Source organism: Burkholderia sp. PAMC 26561, from assembly GCF_001557535.2.
Lineage (GTDB): Bacteria > Pseudomonadota > Gammaproteobacteria > Burkholderiales > Burkholderiaceae > Caballeronia.
The window spans coordinates 400,269-418,620 of record NZ_CP014306.1; the positions used below are offsets into that span (position 1 = coordinate 400,269).

Here is an 18,352-nt window from a genome sequence, read left to right on the forward strand (position 1 = left end):
TGCCAGACATCACTCACGGGACTCGCTCCGGCGCGTGCGCGTCGGGGCGACCATGTGTGGCTCTCTTGGTTGTTGGGTCGAAACCGGAAGCGGATGGCGCAGTCAGTCGCTGAGCATCATCGCGCAGCCCCTTGCAATGTTTGCGGCCGCGGACGGCGGGTCGAAACGCTGGATCACATCCATACAGCGCCTCGCCGAACCTGCGGTATCGGCGAATGCTTCTATGGACTTGAGCATCGTGCGTTGCAAAGCCGGTACGTCACCGGCGGGGAATGCATAACCCGATACACCATCGATCACGAGTTCCGGCACGCAGCCGCAGCTCTCGCTCACAATCGACGGACAACCATGGCTCAACGCCTCGTTGACAACGAGACCCCACGGTTCGCTCATGCTCGGCAACACCATGCACGTCGCACCGAAGTATTCGATCGAAAGCGGCTCGTCCTGCAAGCTGCCGAGGAACGTGATCGAATCCGTCATGCTCATGTCCGCGACCTTGGCCTTGAGTTCGTCGCCCATTGGACCGGTGCCGACAATGCGCAGCGATGCATCGGGAATACGTTCTTTCAAGCCGCGGAACGCATCGATCAGCGTGCCAATGCCCTTCTCCGGCGACAACCGTCCCACGTAGACGAACACCGGCTTCGATCCCGCGCGGTAATGCATCCGGTCCTCCAGCGCGCGTTCAGGCGAGAACGAACGCGGCAACGCTGCTGCCTGGCACGGGATGAAAATCTTTTCCTGCTTTGCACCAAGCGACATCAGATATTCGCGGCTGCGTTCCCCGAAGCCGAAATAACCATCGCATAGCGAGAAGAACACGCGCTTCGGAATCGACGTAAGCATCTTGCGCGGCCGGTCACGTCCCGTGGAATCGCAGAATACGGCGCGGCGCTTGCCCGTGAGAATGCAGGCCGCCATCATCGCCCAGTATTCGGGGCGGTGATAACCCGGCAGCACGACCAGATCCGTCTTCGCCTTCAGCACTTCCCACGTAAGGCGCGCTGTCATGCGCCAGGTCGGAACGTCTTCATAACAGCCGTTGTAGAGCTTGCGCATCGGATAGCTGTGGAACGAATAATCCACGTCCGAAAATCCAATACGGTCATGTTCGGTATCGGCGATCTGCACCATCGAATACTTGATCGACCCCGAGCCTGAAATATTGTGCAGCGCAGACAAGACCGCGCCTTTATGCCGCGACCAGACGACATTATGGAAAATGGTGACCCTGGCGTTCATGTTCTAGTTATCCCTATTGGTAGCGTGTACTTCACGAGGCATGAGGCACCGCCGGCCTCATGCGTGAGCCGGCTGCTGGCTCAGCACCTCGTAGTGCTGCAAGAAGTCCTGGTAGGTCGCGCGAATGCCCTGCTCGAGCCCCGTCGATGCAAGCCATCCCATGTTGCCGAGCTTCGATACATCCAGCAGCTTGCGCATCGTGCCGTCGGGCTTGGTCGCGTCGAACACGAGTTCACCCTCGAAGCCGACAACGCTGCAGACCGTTTCTGCGAGTTCGCGGATCGACAGGTCTTCACCCACGCCCACGTTGAACACGCCTTCCTCATGCGCGCTTTCCATCAGGAACACGGACGCGTCCGCGAGGTCATCCACGTGCAGGAACTCACGGCGTGGCGTACCCGATCCCCATACCGTCAGCGTGCTTTCGCCGTTGAGCTTCGCTTCGTGCGCCTTGCGAATCAGCGCCGGCAATACGTGGCTGCTTTTCAGGTCGTAGTTGTCGTTCGGACCGTAAAGGTTGGTCGGCATCAGCGAGATGAATTTGCAACCGTACTGGCGGTTATAAGCCTCGCAAAGCTTCAACCCTGCAATCTTCGCAATCGCATACGCCTCGTTGGTCGGTTCCAGCGCGGAGGTCAGGAGGTACTCTTCCTTGATCGGCTGCGGACACGCTTTCGGGTAGATACAAGACGAACCAAAGAACACCAGTTTCGAAACATTCCAGCGGCATGCCGCATGGATCACGTTGGTTTCGATCGTGAGGTTTTCGTAAATGAACGATGCCGGCAGCGTCGAATTCGCAAGAATCCCGCCGACCTTCGCGGCCGCGAGCATCACGACGTCGATGCTCTCCTTCTCGAAGAACATGTTCACACCCACCTGATCCGTCAGGTCGAGCTGCGAACGCGTTCGCGTGATGATGTTCTTGTATCCTGCGTCGGTGAGCCGGCGCACCAGCGCGGAACCCACCATGCCCCGATGACCCGCTACAAAAATGCGTGCGTTTTTGTCCATGATTTTTTTACTCGTGGTGTTCAAGGGCTTTGAATCCGGCCAGCGTGACGAGGGCGTCACGCCGTGCGATCTGGTAATCCGAACGAACCATCTCCTTGACGAGCGCGGAGAAAGTCGTAGTGGGACGCCAGCCAAGTTTTGCGTGTGCCTTCGAAGGATCGCCAAGCAGGGTTTCGACTTCGGTCGGACGGAAATAACGCGGATCGACGCGGACGATCACATCACCCTTGACGAGTTTGGTTTCGCGCCCTTCAACCCGGTCGACGATACCGACCTCATCCACGCCCTTGCCTTCGAAGCGCAGATGCACGCCAAGCTCGGCCGCCGCCTGAATCACGAACTCGCGCACGCTGTGCTGCTCGCCCGTTGCGATCACGAAGTCTTCCGCCTTGTCCTGCTGCAGCATCAGCCATTGCATCTCTACATAGTCGCGCGCATGACCCCAGTCGCGCAGCGCCGAGAGATTGCCGAGATACATGTTCTCCTGCAGGCCGACTGCGATACGCGCCATGGCGCGCGTAATCTTGCGCGTGACGAACGTCTCGCCGCGCACCGGCGACTCGTGATTGAACAAGATGCCGTTGCACGCGTACATGCCATACGCTTCGCGATAATTCACCGTCATCCAGTACGCATACAACTTCGCAGCGGCATACGGACTGCGCGGATAGAACGGCGTGGTTTCGCGCTGCGGCGATTCCTGCACGAGGCCATAGAGCTCGGACGTCGATGCCTGGTAGAAGCGCGCTTTCTTCTCCATGCCCAGGATGCGGACCGCTTCGAGGATACGCAATGCACCCAGACCATCGGCATTCGCTGTGTACTCGGGCTCTTCGAACGACACCTGCACGTGGCTCTGCGCGCCCAGGTTGTAGATCTCGTCGGGCTCGGTGCGCTGCACGATATGCATGATGCTCGAGGTATCCGTCAGGTCCCCGTGGTGCAGCACCAGCTTCGGGCCGTCCTCATGCGGGTCGCTGTAGAGATGGTCGATGCGATCCGTATTGAAGAGCGAACTCCGGCGCTTGATGCCGTGTACCTCATAGCCTTTTTCCAACAAGAGCTGAGCCAGGTAGGACCCATCCTGTCCCGTCACGCCGGTGATCAAAGCGACCTTGTGTTTCATCTTGTGCCTCTCGTCTTTCTCAGTGAAAGTGGCGCGTCCCGCGCGCCGCGGCGTCAACGTGTCCAGGGCATCACTCAGGGATGCTCTCGTAGCCGTAGTAGTTGGTATATGAACTGCCTGACATCAGTTTCGATTGCGGCACGTCGGTGAGAAGCACACCCTTCATGTTCACGCCACCATGCTTCAGGCGCTTCATGGTTTCTCCGATTTCTTCGACCTGGTTGCGGCCATGGCGCACCACCAGCAGGCTCGTGCCAGCGTGTTTGCCGATCACGGTCGCGTCGGTGACCGCGAGAACCGGCGGGGTATCGATGATCACGAGGTCGTACTGGTGCTTCAGGAACTCGAGCACTTCGTGCATGCGGTCGCTCATCAGCAGTTCCGACGGATGCGACGGCAGCGAACCCTTGGTCAGCAAGTCCACGCCCGGCAGCACGTCATGCAGCACGGCCGCTTCGATATCCGAACCCATCAGCACGTCCGACAGACCCGGCATATGACGCACGCCAAAGTGCGAGTGAACGTCGCCGCGGCGCATGTCGCCGTCGATCAGCAATACGCGTTTGCGTGTCGATGCAACCAGCGTCGCCAGGTTGACCGAGAGGAACGACTTGCCGGCATCAGGACGCGAACCCGTGAGCATCACCACGTTGTTGCGGGCATCGGCCATCTGCAGTTGCAGCGAGGTCCGCAAGCCGCGAATGCCTTCAACCGCAGCATCTTCCGGCGATGTCGCAGCAAGCACGTGCAGGCCCTGACTACGCGAACCGACCTTCTGTTGCAGGCGAAGCTGCTGGTTGCTGCGCGGAACGATGGCGAACACACGCACGCCCAGACGGTTCTCGATTTCTTCCGGACGTTCCACGCCGCCGAACAGCGACTTGCGAACGAACGCCACGATGATGCCGAGCAGCAGTCCCGTACCCAGGCTGATCAGGATCACGATCAGGCGCTTCGGACGGACAGGATCATCAGCGGCTTCGGCGAAGTCAACCACACGCACGTTGCCCACTTGACCGGCCTTGGCGACGCGCAACTGCTGCGCGCTGTTGAGCAGGTTCGTGTAGAGCTCGGTATTCACGCGGACATCACGCAAGAGACGCAGCGCGGTCTGCTCGGTATCCGGCAGCACCGAAACGTTCTTGGTCAGCGAACCTTGCGCGGCTTGCAGTGCACCGATCTGTGCATCGAGCGCGGCCACCGACGGATGGTTCGCCGTGAAGCGCTGCGACAGTTCTGCGCGTTGCTGTTGCAGATCCATCAGCTTCGTCTTGTTGTCGACGACTTGCTGCAGCAGCAAACGGCTTTCTTCGCCGAGATCGACCGTGCCTTGCTTGTTACGGAAGTTGTTGTACTTCTGCTCGGCCTGGTCCAGTTGCGTACGCAGTTCCGGCAGTTGTTGCTCGAGGAACGCGAGGGTCTTGCCGGCTTCAGCGGAACGCGTATCCATGTCCTGCTGGACGAAGCGGCGTGCGATGTTGTTCACGATCGCCGACGTCAGCTTCGCGTCATGACCTTCGAGGCTCAACGCGATGATTCCCGACTGCAGCGTCGTCTCAGCAACCGTGAGGCGCTTTTGCAGCGCGTCCACCGTGCCGAGCGTCGATGCACGCGTCAGTTCGAACTTCGCGCCCGGCTCACCGGTCATCTGTTCGACGAGCAACGTCACCGGACCCAGCGCGCTCGAACCGTTCGCTTCCTGGCCGACCTTGCCGTTCAGGATGGCAATGCCGTCAGGATCGCTAAGGACGTAGCTGCCGCCCTCGCCTGCCGTCAGGATGTACGTCTTGTCGTACGCTTCTTTCGGCGTGTCGAACTTCGGCACCGAAATCGCTTCGTTGCCCCACGCAAAACCCGACAGCCAGCTCACCGGCGCCTGGCCATTGCGTGCGCCGAGAACGTCGCCGATCAGACCGCCCACAATCGGGAAATAACGCGGACGTGCCGTGATATCCAGATGCAGCTTGTTGACCGTGTCCTCGACCACGAGCCGCGAGCGCAAAAGCTCGATCTCAGCGGCGGTCGTCGACTTCGCGTCGAACATCTGCGAAACGGTTTGCACCGCGTTCGCATTGTTATTGTTATTGGCGCCTGCCTGGCTTTCAGTGACCTGGATCATCGCGTCGGCGCGATACACCGGCGGCGCAATGAACGCGTAGGCCGTGCCGAGCAGCAGCACTGCGAGCGTGACCATAACGATGATCCGCCAGCTCCCCAAGATGGCCGCCAGGTAATCGGACAAGCGCAGCTCGTCCCCCGTCGACACTACATCCGCATAGCGGTTTTCAAAATTGATGGCCATTTTTTGTCGCTCACTCAAACGATCAGACGATCAAACGAAACGCGCCGGCGCCTTTGAAAAGGACGGCGCCGGACACAGCTTCAGTAACTACTTGGTAACGATCGCGGCAGTCAGGCCCGCGTTGATTGCCGGGAGGAACAGATTCAGCACGCGGTTCGCACGGACCAGGCCGCTGTTATCGACGTAGACAATGTCTTTCGACTCCAGCGGGAACTGGTTCGCAAGCAGCATGGAAACCGGCGAACGCGCATCCAGGCGATAAATCACCGGCGTGTCCCCCGCTGTCGAGCGCAGCACGAAAAGCTGCTTCGGATTCGACGTTTCCTGGTTCAACTGGCCCGCTTGTGCAAGTGCTTCGGCAAGCGTGAGCGTGCCGTCGCGCAACGGCGGAACCGGTGCAGGCTTGTTCACTTCGCCCATCACGTAGACCGTGTTGTCTTCGCGTGCGTCCACATGCAGCATGTCGCCCGGTTGCAGCATGATGTCGGCGGGGTTCTTGCCGTTCTTCATCATCTGCGCAACGTTCACCGGGTAGGCCGTGCCGTTGCGCGTGATCGTCACGCGGCTCTGGTCGGCGGTCGGTGCAAAACCACCGGCACGGTTCACTGCTTCGGTCAGCGTCATCGGAATGTCGTTGACGGTCTGCGCACCAGGTGCACGCACATCACCATCCACATACACCTGCGATGACCGGAACGAAGCCACGCGAACCGTGACTTGCGGCTTCACGAATACCTTGCTCAGCTCGCCATAGATCTCGCGCTGAATCTGCTCGGCAGTCTTGCCCGATGCGTGGATTGAACGGTTCACATACGGAAACTGCACGTTGCCTTCGCCGTCCACCACGAAGCCGGGCGCCGCATCCGACGTCTTGGTGTTCTGCGCCGGCTGACCGACTGCAGCCGCGAGTTCAGGGTGATCCCATACCGTGATCTGCAGTACGTCGCCCGGTCCCAGCTTGTAGCCGGTCGCCTTCGCGAAGAGACCGAGCTGGCTGGTCGTCTTGTCCATGTTCTTCTGATCCGCGCGGATCTGACGGATCAGCGTCAGGTCGATCTGCTTGATCGGAATCTGGATGTCGCTTGTCACGTCGCCGTTGTCGGCGCTCGTGACAGGCAATGCAGCCGGTTCGATCATGTGCTGGCCAGGAGCCAGCGAACATGCAGAAAGCATCGCAGCGATCGCGAGGGAAAGGGCCACACGCGTTCCAGGCACGGCATGGCTGTTTTTGTTCGGCGCCGTGGCACCGGATATTTGTTGGCTGTTCATGTTGTCGTCCCCTGCTTCAATAAGCGTTGGTGTGGCGCAAACCTTTGAAGATCGTCGCAAAGATAATTTTCATATCAAGTCCGAACGACCAGTTACCCAAGTAGTACAAATCATGTGCAACCCGTCCCTCCATTTTTTCGATGCGATCAGTCTCGCCGCGAAATCCGTTGACCTGGGCCCAGCCGGTGATGCCTGGCTTGATCCGGTACCGATGGATGTAACCCGAGACGACTTTCTGATAAAGATCGTCATGCTCGAGTGCATGCGGACGCGGTCCCACCACCGACATGTCGCCGCGCAGCACGTTGAAGAATTGCGGCAACTCGTCGAGGCTCGTGCGGCGCAGGAACGCGCCAACACGGGTGATGCGCGGATCGTTGCGCGTGGCCTGCCGCAACTCCCCTTCTTTCTCCACGTGCATGCGCATGGAGCGGAACTTGTAGATGCTGAAGACACGGCCATCGGCGCCTTTTCTGCGCTGCTTGAAGAACACCGGGCCACGCGAACTGATCTTGACGGCGACCGCGCAAGCGATCATCACCGGCGCTACGGCAATGAGTGCTGCTGCTGCGAACACGCGATCGAAGATCTCTTTTTGCATCATCGCGTTCGGTGGCAATGGCGAAGCAGCCAGATTGATGGTCGGCACGCCGAGCAGGTTCGTCACGCTGCCTTCGAACAGCGAAAGCGTGCGGACGTCCGGCATGAAACGGATATTGATAAGGTCGTTGCGGAATTCGTCGACGAGCTTGAGGATCGTGCGTTCTTCCGTCAGCGGCAGCGCAAGCCATACTTCGCCCACGTTCTGCGTGCGGACATAATTGGCGAACGCTTCATGATCTTCGAAGACCGGCACGCGGGTATTCAGCTTGGCGCCAGTCTGTACGTTGTAGGCCGCCGTCGCACGAAAACCAGCGGCCGGTGCCAGGTCGATCTTGCGGACGATCTCGTCGCAATGATCACCGCAGCCTGCAACCGCCACCTGCTTCAGATTCAGGCCCGCGTTGCGGACCCGGCCGAGCACCGTATGGGTCACCATGCGGCCCGCGATCATTCCGGCACCCGCCAGCCCGGTCCAGTACACGAACCAGAGACGCGACACGAAGTCGATGCGGTGAAGCGAGAACATCAGCACCATCGCGCAAGCCTGCACAATGAGCCAGCTCAACGCGACCTGTCCGGCGAGCGCACTCTTCGAGCGGCCGCGCCATGATTCGTAGACGCCCAGCGCGGGAAACACGGCAAGCGAAAACGCCGCCGCGAAAGCCACGAACGCCAAATAAAAGCTGCGTTGCGATACATCGTCGAAACGGATCTGCGACGCCACGAGCGCACCCGCCACGATCATCGCGACGTCGAACATTCTCGCCAGCAGGTTGGTCATTCCGCGCATTTTTATTCTCCCCGAACCGCTCAAATCTTTCGCTTGACGGTTAATTAACTGCACCGGCCGTACTTGTCGTCAAATCTGACGATGTCGTCTTCGCCGAGGTAGGTCCCTGACTGCACTTCAATGATTTCGAGCGGCACGCGACCCGGGTTTTCCAGGCGATGACGCACACCGAGCGGGATGTAGGTCGATTCGTTTTCGCTCAGCAGAAACTCTTCTTCTCCGCGCGTCACGAGGGCCGTGCCACTCACAACGATCCAATGCTCCGCGCGGTGGTGATGCATTTGCAGCGACAGGCGCGCACCCGGATTCACCACGATGCGTTTAACCTGGAAGCGCTCGCCATGGTCGATGGAATCGTAAAAACCCCAGGGACGGCGAACCTTTCTGTGTGTATCGGCTTCGGGCGCCTTCTCGCGCTTGATCCGCGACACGAGGCCCTTGATGTCCTGAACGCGTGAGCGGTCAGCCACAAGAACAGCGTCATCGGTCTCGACCACGATCAGGTTGTTCGTCCCGACACACGCGACCAGCCTGCCACCTTCCGAACGCGCATAACTTGCGGTCGATCCTTCGAACAACACCCGGCCGCTTGACGCGTTGCCTTGATCGTCCTTGTCCATCGCATCCCAGACCGCATCCCATGAGCCGAGATCCGACCAGCCGGCTTGAAGCGGCACGACCACACCCATGAAAGGCGAATCGGGCTTGCCGAGATGCTCCATCACCGCATAATCGATGGAGTCAGATGGCGATTTCTGAAACGATGCAGCACATGGACGCAAGTATTCGTCAGTGTTAATCGCTTGTTCGTGCGACAAGACACATGCCGCGTACATCTCCGGCTGGAGCTTTTCGAGAGCGGCAAGCCATACCGATGCACGCACAATGAAGATGCCGCTGTTCCACCAGAAATTACCGGATGCGACGTATTGCGCGGCGAGTTCGGCTGCCGGCTTCTCGACAAAACGGTCGATGCGATGCGCGCCGTCTTCCAGCGCGTCGCCCAGACGGATGTAGCCGAAGCCGGTGTCCGGTCGTGTTGGCGGAATGCCGAGCGTGGCGATCTCGCCGGCTTGCGCGTGACGCGCGGCGGTATCGATGGCAGCATGCAGTGCCGGCACGTCTGCAATCGCGTGATCGGCAGGCATGGCAACGAGGATCGCGTCCTGGCCGTCAGCGCAAGCGGTGAGCGCTGCGAGCGTGAGTGCGGGCGCCGTATCGCGGCGCGCAGGTTCGACCACGATCCGCGCGCTCGCGCCGCTGTCGCGAACCTGTTCAGCCGTGGCAAAGCGATGTTCTTCGCCGCATACGATCACAGGCTCCGCAGCAACATCCCATGCAGCGGGAAAACCCTTCATGCGCAATACGGTTGCTTGCAGCAAGGACTCGGCGCCTACAACGCCAATGAGTTGCTTCGGAAAGTTTTCGCGCGATACGGGCCACAAGCGCGTGCCTGAGCCGCCTGCCAGGACCACCTGAACGAGACGCCGGCAGTCAGCCGGCAATCCTTCGGCGCCCGTGACTACGTCTCCTTCTCCCTGCCTCACCTTCGTGTTCATTTTAGTAATCCTATCTTCTTGAACGTCTTCCCCGGGTGAAGCTGCGCATTATGATTGCGCTCGCTGCACCGATGATTCGGCGCGGCCCGGTTCGAGCCGTCCTGCACGTCTATGGCCTGTGTCTGATCAGACGCCCGCGTCGCGGCGGCTTTGCATCCGGTATTCGGTAGGTGAAATGAGAAGGCGCTTGCGGAAGATCTTGGCGAGCCGATCGCCGTTGCCCATGCCGCTGCGACGCGCGATCTTGTCGACCGGCAGTTCGGAGTCGGTCAGCAACGTACACGTCACGGCAAGGCGCGCCTGCAGCAGATAGTCCGACGGCGTGATGCCCATCTCGATCTTGAAACGGCGCAGGAAATTGCGCTCGCTCATGGCCGCCACTTGCGCGGCGTCGACCACCGAGATCGGCCGTTCGCAGTTGTCCTGCAGCCAGCGGGCAGCCGCGCGAATCTTGTCGCCGGCAGAAGCCGTGCCGCTGTCGCCGAGTAACGGCACCAGCTTTGAAGCCGAGCCCGGCATCAAACGTTCGGCAACGCCGCGCGCCACGTCCACACCCAGATCGCGCTTGATCATCAGCAGCGCGCCCTTCATGGATTCATAGCGATCACCGGCTTCGCTTGCCTGCTCTTCGCGAACTGCGTTCATCATCGAATGTCCGATGCGGATTTGCGATTCCGCCGCGTGACCAATGCCGGCTGCGTCGAGCACCTTGCGCCCTTCTGCAATTGACTTGACCACGGTCGTCTTCGAATGAACGCGACGCAGCCATTCAACGATGCGTTCATCGCCCGCTGCGTTGTCCGCGCCCTTGCCGCCGGCCACGAACAACGCGTCGAAGCCGCCGTAATGACGCGCGTCGAGCCCGTCGGTCCAGACGCGCACCGACGAAGAACACGCCACGTTGCCGCCTTCGACGGAAAGGAAACGTACGTCGTAGTTCCAGTCGTTCCGGGCTTTCAGGACCGCCAGTTCGTTTGCGACATGGAAGACCTCAGCGACGATGCCGGCGCCGAGCAGCGAGAATCCGTCGTACAGCAGGATCGCGATGCGGCGGATCTCGGCTTGCGTGCTTCTGGGAGCCGGTTGCAGCCAGCCCATTACGGCGGGTTCAAGACTGGCGTAAGGCATGGCATTCCCCTGCGAACTTGTTGAATCCAACATGATTGGATAGTGCGTTCTCATTGCGGTGCATCATAGACACCCTCAAGTTTTATTAGGTTGTCGTGACTGAAAGTAGCGAGATGTTGGCGGAAAAATTCCGGCGTCGCCATTCAAATCCTTTCAATGCGTGCGCTGGCCATCATTCACCCCTTTTCCAATACGGCCGTTCGTTTCAAACACAACGAAATGGGCGGGGGGCGAATTGATTTCGAATAGGACATTGCAAGACGAATGCCAGTTGGACCAGATAGCGCATATCGGACAGGGCAGTCAAAACCTGCCAACGTCATACAAATCAACGCTCAGCGCGGTTTCTGAAGCCACGCGCCGCGGGGCTTTCCGGCGTGTCCGCAGCTTGTCGAAGAAGGCGATTCAAGCACTGGACGGTGTAAACGTATCGTCCGTGATACATCGAAAAAGCTGGTTAGCGAATTACACCGTAAGTAGCTGGCGTTTAAACCGTGGCGGAACGCACTGAGATAACCACTTCAAATTAAATTACAAGCGTTATGCGGCGCATTTAATCCCGTCTTCCGATTAGCAACACAAACTTTAAAAGTGCGGTGGCGCACATACATTCCCATACACGATAAATTCCACATAATCGCGTTTCATGCGAGTAACGAATTCCATTAATCCTATGAAATTATGTAACTCGCCTGACAAACAGTGCCAGAAGGCAATCGCCCTCGGACAAACAGGGTGCGACGGTCCGTAAGCGCGTCGGAGTCGCTTGCGCAGTGGCGTAAATAAGCGAACCTCTGGCGGTTCAGTCCGGCCCACTCCAACCAATTCGATACCACCTGTATTGAAGCGGTCTTCAACCGGGCTTGTGTGGGGCTGCCCACATAGACCGGTCGCAAACCTCCACTTGAGTGCGTCGTGCGATTTGATACAGATTAGTTACGCGTCTTTCCTTACAGTTTGGGACCACCCGGCCACGCCGGATCAGACACGTGGTCGCGCAATCCCGCCATCCATATACGATTGGGCAGCCCAATGCAGTGAGCATCCGCCAACGTTCATCGCCATGACTGGCGCGATTGTTTCGCCTCGCCTATCCTCAGCACATTAAAAAGCCTTATTCGATGGGCCCCGGCACGCCGGCAACCGGTTGCAGCAGCGCAAATGTGGCCCTTTTTGCTGCGTTGCAGTATCGAAAGTTTCGGGGGTTTCATCAGGACAAGGTACCGGACGGCAAACGGGCCAAAAACGTTTCATCCAAGTAGCACGAAGGTGGCGAAACGGCCTTTTCATCGGTGGAAACACTTAGGCCGCAGTCCGGACCATCCAGCTTTGAACTTCGGGGCGTAATGAAAACGACATCGACAACACATCCGGTTCGTGCGGGCCGCACGCTCGCCCGACGCACGAGGATCGCGCTGATCTGCATCCTGGCCGTGGCGGTATCAAGTTGCCGCGGGGAGTCGGCAGCCGCCCAGGATGCGGAGCCGTCGGACGATACGGTCAAGATAGACGGCGCCTTGTGGACGCCATGCGCAGCCGAATACGAGCGATGCTCCTTCGATGGCGCCAGAAAGGTGCTCTATGGCACGCCCGAAAAACACTCGGTCAAGACATTCACCGGCGGCACGGGCTGCGACAACGGCGTTTTCGACGACCCCGCTCCGGGCGCGACAAAGCGTTGCTGGGTGGAAACAAGCTCGAAACCGAGCGGCGTCGCACGCTTTATTGCCGATGCACCGCCGCCGTCCACCCCGCTCGCGATGCAATGCACGGCCGCCGCCCCGGTTGAAATCTCCGGTTCGAGCCCGACGGCGGACAGCGTCGAAGCCGATACCCCTGGCAGCAACGGCACGCGCATGTTCCCGAGGCGCCAACCGTTCGACGTGACGCTGACCACGCGAACGAAATCGACCGGCACGCTCGTCTGGCAGGTCCAGGACGCATGGAACACGGTCAAGGCGAGCGGCCGCATTGCCGTCGCGCCGGGCGTGCACGGGTCGTCCATCCGATGCATTTCGCAGGCAGCAGGGTATTTCGCCGTCTCGGCACGGCTCGAATCTCCCAATGCGTCGCCGGTGACGCTTCCGTCCAAAGGCACACGGCCGGCAGGCATCGCTACGTTCGGCGTGCTGCCCGACCTCTCGGGCGTGTTGCCGCCGGTCAAGTACAAGCACGTCGACCTGCATCGCTTTGGCGGTCAGGGCGCGGCATATCTGCGACCGGGTCAGTCATGTTGTTCCGGCGACGGCTACCGGCCGCTCTATACGGACCTCGGTCTCACGTGGGTGAACGACAACCGCAACTGGTACATGACGGAGCCGAAGGCGCCGAACACCTTCAACGCCGCCGCCGATAACCTCCAGCCTTTCTTTAAACCAGGCGACCTGCTGCGCCTGATCCAGCTCGATGGCATTCCGGGCTGGGCAAACCAGACAGGCAAGGACACACATAGCTACGCGCCCTCCTCGCTCACCGACTACAGCGCATACATGAAACGCGTGGGCGAAGAGTCGAACCGTGTGCGCTCGACCGTATTTCCGACGCAATCGAGCAATTACTACCAAGTGAGCTGGGAGCCTGATTATGAAGGTGGTCTTCCGTGGCGCGATTCCGACGCCAATCTCGTCGCGATGTACAAGGCCACGTACGAAGCTATCCACGCGACCGATCCGCATGCGGTGGTCATGGGGCTGACGTTGTCATCGCTGGGAAAAAACACCGAGTGGCTGAACCGTCTCGCACCGCTTGGGATTGCCAAATATATCGATGGCGTGAGCGCGCACGGTTATTACGATGTCGGCACGTCGCCATCGCATCCGCCCGAGCGCATGGCGGGCAACAGCGATCCGCAAAAGGCGGCGCAAAGCTTGCCGGCCATGATGCGCACGCTGCGCCACACCATGACGCAGATGCTCAAACCCGGCGCGAAGCTTTTCATAACCGAGTCCGGGATCAGCTATGACATCGGCACGAAGTACGGAAGCACGACGCCGTCCGCGAACGTGTTGTATGCGCAGGGCGCGCTCGTCGCACGCCTGCATCTGATCCTGCTCGGCGAAGGCGCCGACATGAGCTACATTTTCTACGCGACCGATCCGCCCGAAGTGGGGTACGGCATATTCTTCGACCTCGTGAACGCCGAAGGCGGTTTCGGCCAGACGCAGATCAGCCCGAAACCCGCCGCCATGGGCGTGGCGGCAATGACGCGTGCGATAGACGGCACGACCACTTTAGGCCACGTCAAGGACACCCCGCCCGGCGTGTATGCCTATGCGTTCCAGCGGCTGGACGGCGGCAAGGTCGTGACCGCGCTATGGACCCATGACAATGCCGCATGGCCCGGCGCCTCAGGCTTCAGCGCCACGCGGGGCGTGCGTTATTCGCTTGCCGTCGATGCACCCGGCACATCCGGAACGCTCACCGTGCTCGACATGATGGGCAATCCATCGACGCTGCCTTACGCAAACGGCCGAGTAGCGTTGACCCTCACCGAAGCGCCCGTGTACGTCATTTCGCAGAACGCCGAGGTGATGAAGAAGAACGTCGACGCGCCAGAGGGGTATGCCGCGAGGTAGCTTCATGTTCCATTGCGCTTCAGACTGTTTCGACGAAGCTGCCGGGCCTCTACGAAAGTTCCGACAGTTTCATCGTCAGGCGTCCCTTAAATTCGATCTCTCCAAGATCATTTGAGGTAACGGCGCATGCCGTTGTAATCGCCATGAACCAACACGATACATCGCGCGCTTCGTCGCTCGGCAGCAACCTTCTTCTCGCCGTATTGATCGGCTGCGCCACCGTGATGACCGCATGTCCGGTCGACACACCCGACCCCGCCGACACAACGCACGCTGAAAACACTACGCTCGTACCGAATGAACTGCGCTGACTTCCTTTTGGCTTACGAACACGATCTTTCGTCGGTTTCTGCCAGTCCATCGCCAATACGGCGGCTCTGGACGCGCGCTAAACTGAATTGCCTGCATTAAGTGCCGGAACAGTCATCGATGCACAGGAAAACTTTGCGTCCTGGCGCCACATGATTGTGTTCCAGTAAGCGGTATCTGAACACGCCTGTCCAAGAACAACGACCATGACTGAGGTATTTCGAGCGTGACAGACCTTTCTTCGTTTTCCGCAGTTGCCGATACTCACGGCACCGCCCACCCGGCGAAATCCCCGGCTACTGCCAGCGCTTCTCATCTGAATGAAGCGGATTTTCTCGATGTCGTTCGGCTGACACCGCTTGTGTCCATCGACCTGATCGTGACCGACGGCAATCGTCGCGTGCTGCTCGGGCAGCGGCGCAACCGTCCGGCGCAAGGCATGTGGTTCGTACCGGGCGGACGCGTGATGAAAGGCGAAACGCTCGATACCGCGTTCACGCGCGTGGTACGCGACGAGCTGGGTATAGCCAGCGTCCAGCGTTCAGCCTCGCGTTTGTTCGGCGTATTCGAGCACCACTACGACGACAACTTCGCCGGCGTTGCGGACATCAAGACGCATTATGTGGTGCTCGCTTACTCCATCACGCTCGGCGGCGCCGTGCCTATAGGCCGCTTCGTTCAGCACAGCGGTTACGCGTGGCTGCTGCCCACTGAAGTGCTCAGTCGTGACGACGTGCATCCGAACGCCAAGGCTTATTTTCGGTAACACGCAGCGACGCAGTCCACTTGATTGGCGAGCGGCTTCATGAGCCGCTTTTTTTTGGCCCATGCACATACGAAAAAAAGCCCGCACGAGGCGGGCTAAAGACCATAGCGCGCACCGGGGGGCTAGCGCTACTTGAAACACGGCACATGCTGCAATTGATTACGTGTCCCCGACACGGCCGGACCTGCCTGCAGCTGACAAACTCCGGCGACGTCGTTATCAGGCATCGACTGCGAGTTCGGGCGTTTCATCCAAAGGCGGTTCGTCTTTCGGCTCGACTTCGGGTTCGGCTTCGGGCGCAGGGCGACGGCTTGCAAGGAACGCCTTCAGATAGGCGTCAAACTGCTGCGCCACTTCCGGATGCCGTAATGCGAACTCGACAGTCGCTTTCAAATAGCCGAGCTTGCTGCCGCAATCGAAACGCTTGCCTTTGTACCGATACGCCAGCACCTGTTCGTCAGCGAGCAACGCCTGGATTGCATCGGTCAACTGGATCTCACCGCCCGCGCCCGGCTTCTGCGTGCGCAGATGCTGGAAGATGCGCGGCATCAAGACATACCGCCCCACCACGCCGAGGTTCGACGGCGCCAGCGCCGGTTCGGGCTTCTCGACCACACGCGCGATCTTGAACAGATGATCGTCCCACTGACGCCCGTCGATCACGCCATACGATCCTGATTCGCTCGGATCGATCTCCTCGACACCAAGCACCGACGAGTGATATCGATTGAACACTTCGACCATCTGCGCCATGACGGGTGGTTCGCCGTCGAGCAGATCGTCGGCGAGCATCACGGCAAATGGTTCGTTACCGATCAGCTTTTCAGCGCACAGCACGGCGTGGCCAAGGCCCAGCGGTTCGGCCTGACGCACGTACACGCAGTCCACATGCGACGGCTTGATGTTGCGCACGAGGTCGAGCAACTCACGTTTGCCGCGTGCCTCGAGCTCGCTTTCGATTTCATATGACTTGTCGAAGTGATCTTCTATGGCGCGCTTGCCGCGGCCCGTGACGAAGATCATTTCCGTAATGCCTGCGGCGACCGCTTCTTCCACCGCGTGCTGGATCAGCGGTTTATCGACGATCGGCAGCATCTCTTTCGGACTTGCCTTCGTTGCAGGAAGAAAACGCGTTCCCAGTCCTGCGACGGGAAACACCGCCTTGCGTACTTTCAGCATATCCGCCCCTTGTTTGTCCGGCGCTCGCGAGCGGGCCAGGATTTCTAGTGAGTGTGACTTGTTTGACTTATGTGGCTTATGTGGCTTATGTGGCTTGGCGAACGCATCACGCTCGTGCGCCATGCGCGTCGCAATTTCGATCACTAGCGATCACTAAGGGCCAGCTTATTACTCGAATATCGAAACCATCTGCCAACATCTCGTGCTTTTCAGACGACTGATATGACGCATCATCATCGCCGCGTATAGTGCGACGCATACGAGACCAAATACCCGCCGCTCTGACCGACAACGGAGAAAGTTGATGGGACACGCCAATGGCATGAGCCGGTTGCAGATTGTGCGCCCGACCGGTGCAGATATCGCACTCGCGCACGAGCTGCACGATCAATCATCGCCCGATGCAACTGAACACGATCTGTCCGCCCCCAGCCAGGATCCGGCACACGAAACTGCCAACGACGCAATGCAAGACGTTATGCACGAAGCCAGACTCGAAGGCACGCCGGCACCCAAGCGAATCGGCATTCTTATCTTCGAAGATTTTTCGCTTGTCGAAGTCAGTTCGATTTCCGAAGTGTTTTCGCTCGCCAATGAGATTCACGAACTGTCGGATGCAGCCGCGATCAAGGGTGGCGAGACGCCGGACTATGCGCTGCTGTTTTTATCGAGCGATGGCGGCAGCGTTGCCAGCAGTTGCTCCATGCGCATCTGGACCGAAAGTCTCGACACACGCTGGATGAGCGATTGCGATGCGCTGTTCATTGCCGGCGGAGAGGGCGCACAGCGCGCGAAACTCGACACGCAGTTGCTGCGCCGCTTGAGCCGCGTCGCGCCGAAGATTTCCTTCGTGAAGGCAATCGGCGAAGGCTCGCAGATTCTCGCCGCGGCGAACCTGTCGCTGCAGAATCGCGCGCCCGACTTCGAGGACCCCGCAGCGGCGTCCGCGTTGACGAGCTCGTTGTTCATTGCGGAACAGACGCTCACGCTCGATGACCCCAAGGGTCCGATCGCAGCCGCGTTGTCGATCATCAAGCGCGATTACGGTCCGGCGCTGGCGCGGGAAGTATCGGAGCGATCGATCCCCGGCGCGTGGCCGAAGCTGTCCGCCGTGCTCGAAGACACCGACGTGGGCGGCGTGCGGCAAAAAATCGACGCAGCCGCGCGCTGGATGCGTGAGAACTATATCCGCCCTATTTCCATCGCCGATGCCGCGCGTGTCGCCGCCATGAGCGAGCGCAACTTCCTGCGCCGGTTCAAGGCGCAGATCGGGCTGACGCCATCGGAATATTTATTGCGCGCCCGGCTCGATGCAAGCTGCATGTTGCTCGCGGCGACCGACCTGCCCGTCGACAAGATTGCACGCCGATGCGGCGCGGGAAGCGGCGACGGACTGGCGAAGATCTTTCGCAAACGCCTGTCTATCTCGCCGACGGAATACCGGCTTGCCGGACGCAGGAAAGCAGCAGAAGATTAAATAGATACGA

General features: G+C 59.7%; 13 protein-coding genes. 4 read left to right on the forward strand and 9 right to left on the reverse strand.

Annotated elements, in window-relative coordinates; all coding sequences use genetic code 11:
- Positions 1 to 102: 102 nt before the first annotated feature.
- The 8 genes from AXG89_RS01935 to AXG89_RS01970 all read right to left on the reverse strand — a co-directional run bounded on the left by AXG89_RS01935 (position 103) and on the right by AXG89_RS01970 (position 11,036).
- Positions 103 to 1,245 (reverse strand): glycosyltransferase family 4 protein, encoded by a 1,143-nt coding sequence (locus tag AXG89_RS01935; RefSeq protein ID WP_062000090.1) that lies wholly within the window; start codon positions 1,243 to 1,245, stop codon positions 103 to 105.
- Positions 1,246 to 1,302: 57 nt separating this feature from the next.
- Positions 1,303 to 2,259, reverse strand: a complete 957-nt coding sequence (gene fcl, locus AXG89_RS01940; protein WP_062000091.1) for a GDP-L-fucose synthase — start codon at positions 2,257 to 2,259, stop codon at positions 1,303 to 1,305.
- 7 nt (positions 2,260 to 2,266) lie between these two features.
- Complete coding sequence (gene gmd, locus AXG89_RS01945) at positions 2,267 to 3,385, reverse strand: GDP-mannose 4,6-dehydratase (protein ID WP_062000092.1); 1,119 nt, start codon at positions 3,383 to 3,385, stop codon at positions 2,267 to 2,269.
- Between the two features lie 70 nt (positions 3,386 to 3,455).
- Complete coding sequence (locus AXG89_RS01950) at positions 3,456 to 5,687, reverse strand: polysaccharide biosynthesis tyrosine autokinase (protein WP_062167447.1); 2,232 nt, start codon at positions 5,685 to 5,687, stop codon at positions 3,456 to 3,458.
- Positions 5,688 to 5,774: 87 nt separating this feature from the next.
- Entirely contained in the window at positions 5,775 to 6,956 is a 1,182-nt protein-coding gene (locus AXG89_RS01955) for a polysaccharide biosynthesis/export family protein (protein ID WP_082771311.1), read from the reverse strand.
- A 16-nt stretch (positions 6,957 to 6,972) separates the two neighbouring features.
- Entirely contained in the window at positions 6,973 to 8,349 is a 1,377-nt protein-coding gene (locus AXG89_RS01960) for an undecaprenyl-phosphate glucose phosphotransferase (RefSeq protein ID WP_062000094.1), read from the reverse strand.
- A 44-nt stretch (positions 8,350 to 8,393) separates the two neighbouring features.
- A complete protein-coding gene (locus tag AXG89_RS01965; RefSeq protein WP_062167449.1) occupies positions 8,394 to 9,908 on the reverse strand; it encodes a mannose-1-phosphate guanylyltransferase/mannose-6-phosphate isomerase in 1,515 nt (504 codons plus the stop codon).
- 126 nt (positions 9,909 to 10,034) lie between these two features.
- On the reverse strand, positions 10,035 to 11,036 hold the full coding sequence (locus tag AXG89_RS01970; protein WP_062000096.1) for a GlxA family transcriptional regulator: 1,002 nt from the start codon (positions 11,034 to 11,036) through the stop codon (positions 10,035 to 10,037).
- 1,346 nt (positions 11,037 to 12,382) lie between these two features.
- Here AXG89_RS01970 and AXG89_RS01975 point away from each other — a divergent pair.
- The 3 genes from AXG89_RS01975 (at position 12,383) to AXG89_RS01980 (ending at position 15,686) form a co-directional block, all read left to right on the forward strand.
- On the forward strand, positions 12,383 to 14,611 hold the full coding sequence (locus AXG89_RS01975) for a hypothetical protein (protein WP_082771312.1): 2,229 nt from the start codon (positions 12,383 to 12,385) through the stop codon (positions 14,609 to 14,611).
- Positions 14,612 to 14,754: 143 nt separating this feature from the next.
- Positions 14,755 to 14,922 (forward strand): hypothetical protein, encoded by a 168-nt coding sequence (locus AXG89_RS41950; RefSeq protein WP_155524231.1) that lies wholly within the window; start codon positions 14,755 to 14,757, stop codon positions 14,920 to 14,922.
- 314 nt (positions 14,923 to 15,236) lie between these two features.
- Positions 15,237 to 15,686 carry a GDP-mannose mannosyl hydrolase gene (locus AXG89_RS01980; protein WP_062000954.1) on the forward strand — a complete coding sequence of 150 codons (450 nt, stop codon included), beginning with the start codon at positions 15,237 to 15,239 and terminating at the stop codon, positions 15,684 to 15,686.
- A 219-nt stretch (positions 15,687 to 15,905) separates the two neighbouring features.
- Here the strand turns inward: AXG89_RS01980 and galU are convergent, their stop codons facing one another.
- Positions 15,906 to 16,865 carry a UTP--glucose-1-phosphate uridylyltransferase GalU gene (galU, locus tag AXG89_RS01985; RefSeq protein ID WP_082771313.1) on the reverse strand — a complete coding sequence of 320 codons (960 nt, stop codon included), beginning with the start codon at positions 16,863 to 16,865 and terminating at the stop codon, positions 15,906 to 15,908.
- Between the two features lie 304 nt (positions 16,866 to 17,169).
- Between galU and AXG89_RS01990 the strand changes: the two genes are divergently transcribed.
- Entirely contained in the window at positions 17,170 to 18,342 is a 1,173-nt protein-coding gene (locus AXG89_RS01990) for a GlxA family transcriptional regulator (RefSeq protein ID WP_236873361.1), read from the forward strand.
- Positions 18,343 to 18,352: the final 10 nt, after the last annotated feature.